The sequence below is a fragment of the Methanosarcina sp. A14 genome (genome assembly GCF_001729375.1).
In the GTDB taxonomy this organism is placed as follows: domain Archaea; phylum Halobacteriota; class Methanosarcinia; order Methanosarcinales; family Methanosarcinaceae; genus Methanosarcina; species Methanosarcina barkeri.
Genome location: NZ_LZPK01000252.1, coordinates 1 through 3536 on the forward strand (window position 1 = coordinate 1; position 3536 = coordinate 3536).

4 protein-coding genes are annotated in these 3536 nt (G+C 39.0%); 3 read left to right on the forward strand and 1 reads right to left on the reverse strand.

What is annotated here, in order from left to right; translation table 11 throughout:
• The first annotated feature begins 215 nt into the window (after nt 1–215).
• From A9239_RS12045 to A9239_RS12055, 3 genes are all read left to right on the forward strand, one after another.
• Nucleotides 216–1100 (forward strand): DMT family transporter, encoded by an 885-nt coding sequence (locus A9239_RS12045; RefSeq protein WP_048155749.1) that lies wholly within the window; start codon nt 216–218, stop codon nt 1098–1100.
• A 265-nt stretch (nt 1101–1365) separates the two neighbouring features.
• Nucleotides 1366–2049 carry an ABC transporter ATP-binding protein gene (locus A9239_RS12050; RefSeq protein ID WP_048155746.1) on the forward strand — a complete coding sequence of 228 codons (684 nt, stop codon included), beginning with the start codon at nt 1366–1368 and terminating at the stop codon, nt 2047–2049.
• A 10-nt stretch (nt 2050–2059) separates the two neighbouring features.
• Nucleotides 2060–2515 carry a PPC domain-containing DNA-binding protein gene (locus tag A9239_RS12055; protein ID WP_048122728.1) on the forward strand — a complete coding sequence of 152 codons (456 nt, stop codon included), beginning with the start codon at nt 2060–2062 and terminating at the stop codon, nt 2513–2515.
• Nucleotides 2516–2615: 100 nt separating this feature from the next.
• On the opposite strand, the gene A9239_RS12060 is transcribed toward A9239_RS12055, so the two are convergent.
• The gene (locus A9239_RS12060) at nt 2616–3005 is read right to left on the reverse strand and encodes a transcriptional regulator (protein ID WP_048116834.1); all 390 of its coding nucleotides are present in this window, start codon (nt 3003–3005) and stop codon (nt 2616–2618) included.
• Nucleotides 3006–3536 lie beyond the last annotated feature (531 nt).

A 3536-nucleotide genomic window follows, 5' to 3' on the forward strand; every position in this document is an offset into this window, starting at 1 on the left:
CATATACTTTTCACATATACTTTTCATATACTTTTCACATATACTTTTCACATATACTTTTCACATATACTTTTCACATATACTTTTCACATATACTTTTCACATACTCTTTTCTTCCTTTTTTCTGTCCTTTTTTAAAGTTTGCCTTAAAGCCTGTGGTCCGGTATTTTTCTACGCCCAAAAAATATATATCTGCAAGCTTTTAATTCTCGAACATGCCAGTGCAGAAAAACTCTTTAAATCCATATTTGGAAGTTGTAACTGGCAGCATAATTTACGGCACTATCGGAGTTTTTCTGGATAAAATTCAGAATATGTCAACCGGATCGATCCTTTTCTCCAGGCTCTTCTTTGGTCTCTGCATGATTTTTGTTTATCTGCTACTCAATCGAGGGCTCGGACAGCTTAAACCCCATAGAAAAAAAAGATACCTTCTCCTCCTGGGCCTTCTAAATGCGATAACAGGGATTTGTTACTTTTCATCTATTAGGTATAGTGGGGTTTCGGTGGCTGTCCTTCTGCTCTATACAGCCCCGGTATATGTTAATCTGTTTGCTCCTTCGATTCTCGGAGAACACAGTAATAGTAACAGCGTTCTCCCTCTTTTGCTTGCAATAACAGGAGTTTTACTGATTGCACGTCCGGGTGAAATTCTTGGACATGCAGGTCCTGAATCTCAGAAAGGCCTTCTTTTCGGGTTACTGTCAGGGCTGTCATTCGGTGCGAATATAATAACGATTCGATATTTGAGAGATGATTACTCAGGAATAGCACAAACCTTCTGGCTGACTGGAATAAGCCTTCTTTTTATGCTGCCGGCCGCACTCTCCACTCCAACTACTGTTTTCGTTAAAAATCTTGATATCCTGCTCCTCTTCAGCTTAACTATAACGTTCGCTGCCATAATCTATCTGATAGGTATCTCAGGAATCAGGGCTCAGACAGGAAGTATTCTTGCCCTGGTCGAGCCTGTTTCCGGAATTTTCTTTGACGTTACTGTCTTGAAAAATCCGCTCTATATATCGACTTTTCTTGGTTGCGTTTTTATTCTTACAGCAGCCTATGTTATAAGTAAAAGGGATAAGGTAGGCCTGAAATAGAAGTACAGAATATAGAAATCTTCTCTTTGTGGAATTATTATCTTCTTGTAGAAGTTTCCTCTTGTAGAAGTTTCTTATTGAAAGGTCTTTTCTTGTAGAAGTTTCTTCTTCTATATGTCCCTCTTTGCAGAATTCCCTTCTCAAAAAAAAAGGAGAGCAGTCTTAAAATAGAGGTTTTCTGTGGGACCCTGTGTTCTGCCCAAAAGCTCTTTAGTTAAAAGCTCCTCTTTTTTTGTTATAATGGTTTTGAAAAAGCAGGAAAAGCATGACTGAAGAACGCCCAATTATCGAGCTTAAAAACCTGACAAAAATATATAAAAACGGAATGAAATTTCGCGCGCTCGACAATGCAAACTTAAAAATTAAGAAAGGAGAATTCGTTGCAATCGTCGGACCATCTGGTTCTGGAAAAAGCACACTTATGCACATGATAGGCCTGCTGGACACCCCAAGTTCTGGGACGCTCATGATAGACGGTAGAGACGTAACAAATATGTCGGATAAGGAACGTTCTGAGATGCGAAACAGAATGCTTGGTTTTGTTTTCCAGTACCATCACCTGCTCCCGGACTTTACGGCCTTGGAAAATGTAATAATGCCGCTCTTGATTACGGGAAAAAGCAGGAAAGAAGCACAGGCAATTGCTGAAAACCTCCTTAAAGAGGTAGGACTTGAAGACCGGATGGATCACAGGCCCGGTGAACTTTCAGGAGGGCAAAACCAGAGGGTTGCAGTAGCAAGGGCACTTAGCTGTTCTCCTGCAATCGTGCTCGGAGACGAGCCTACAGGCAACCTTGATACAAAAACGGGTGACCTGATCTATGAACTGCTCAGACGGCTGAACAGAGAGCATAATCAGACTTTTATCGTGGTTACTCATAATGAAAACCTGGCATCAAAAGCTGACAGGATTATCAGGCTTGTGGACGGAAAAATTACAGATCAGTGAGGATAGAAAGATGGAATATGCAACAGGAAAAATAGGTAGAGTATTTACCGTAAGGATCGATTCTGGAGAAGACTTGATTCTGGAACTGATTAAACTTGCTGAACTGGAGCGCATCGAATCTGCTGTTTTTGTATTGCTTGGCGCATTAAAAGAGGCACAGCTTGTCACAGGCCCTAAAAAAAGTATAATTCCTCCAGAACCTGTATGGTCCGTCTTTAATGATGCACATGAGATTCTGGGAATTGGAGACATTTTTTTAATGGAAGGAAAGCCTAAGATCCATCTGCATGCAAGCGCAGGCAGGGGAGACAATGTAAAACTCGGGTGTTTGAGAGGAGAAAGCGAAGTTTTTATGGTAGTTGAGGCTTTTGTCCTCGAACTTGATGGATTTTCTGCTAGAAGAATTGAAGATAAGGAACAGGGCTTTGCCCCTGTATGTTTTGAACGAGTTTTAGATATGAAATGACGTTCAAGTAGAACAGTTATAATCAGGGCTCAAAAGTTTGAGTATGAAAGCAAGAAGTTAAATATAATCCTGCAAAATTGTCTGGCAGCCTTCTTCAAATTCAATTTTGCAATGTTGTTTCCAGTTCTCGAAGCCTTTCGAGTGCAATCATTTTTTCTTCATTATCTTTTAAAAATTCTTCTTCAAGGGTCTTTACAATTTGTGAGAAGGGCAAAGTTAACTGATAGTACTTCACAGGCCTGCCTTTTCCTTTATTCTTTTTTTCAGACCTTTCTTCCACCCAACCTCTTTCCCGCAGGGGGCGCATGGCTACACTTACTTCCGGTTGTCTAAGCCCTGATACAAGTTCAATATGAAGAGACCTGAGTTCACTGCAGTCTTTCAGACATACGATTGCGGTAGCCTCTGTTCTCGGGAGTCCCAGGCTCTGGAGCATGTCAATGATTGAATACTCTTTATCGGTTAAATTAACTGGAGAATCGTCGGTCATCGGAAGTGAATAATACTTTCAGGTTTATATATTTTATGTAGATAAAATTGTTTTTTTAAATAAATTGAGTATTGTTAAGAAGTATAATAGCTATCAAACCCTGTTAATGCCTTTTTTTGGAAAGTTTTAATATAAAACCTAATATTAGTAAATCTCCGGAAAAAAATCGGTTTTGTAAAAACTGGCTTTGTGATCCTGACCAAAACCTTTAAAGCTAGTGCCTGAGGAAAATAAAGATTCCTAAAACTCAGGAAGCCTGAGTTAAGGTTTGCAAAATAAGAAAATCTCTTGCAAATGCTCGAAGGATAATATTCCTGAATTTATACAGCTAAGGATGCAGATACCTGAGCAAAAGTATTTTTGAATTTGGAAATTCAACATATAGCCTTCATTTGTTAATAGGGTTTCTTATGAGACAATAGCGTAAAACTTAATTAAAATTATTTCCGTTAACCGGATAAAGAATTAAATACAATTCGGACATCTAACGGTTAAGTTAAGATTAAGTCTCAAATTAAGAGTAAGCTTCAA

Excerpts from the sequence above, each read along its gene's own strand:
- A9239_RS12060 (WP_048116834.1), bottom strand. The coding sequence starts at position 3,005 with ATGACCGACGATTCTCCAGTTAATTTAACCGATAAAGAGTATTCAATC.
- A9239_RS12045 (WP_048155749.1), top strand. The coding sequence starts at position 216 with ATGCCAGTGCAGAAAAACTCTTTAAATCCATATTTGGAAGTTGTAACT.
- A9239_RS12050 (WP_048155746.1), top strand. The coding sequence starts at position 1,366 with ATGACTGAAGAACGCCCAATTATCGAGCTTAAAAACCTGACAAAAATA.
- A9239_RS12055 (WP_048122728.1), top strand. The coding sequence starts at position 2,060 with ATGGAATATGCAACAGGAAAAATAGGTAGAGTATTTACCGTAAGGATC.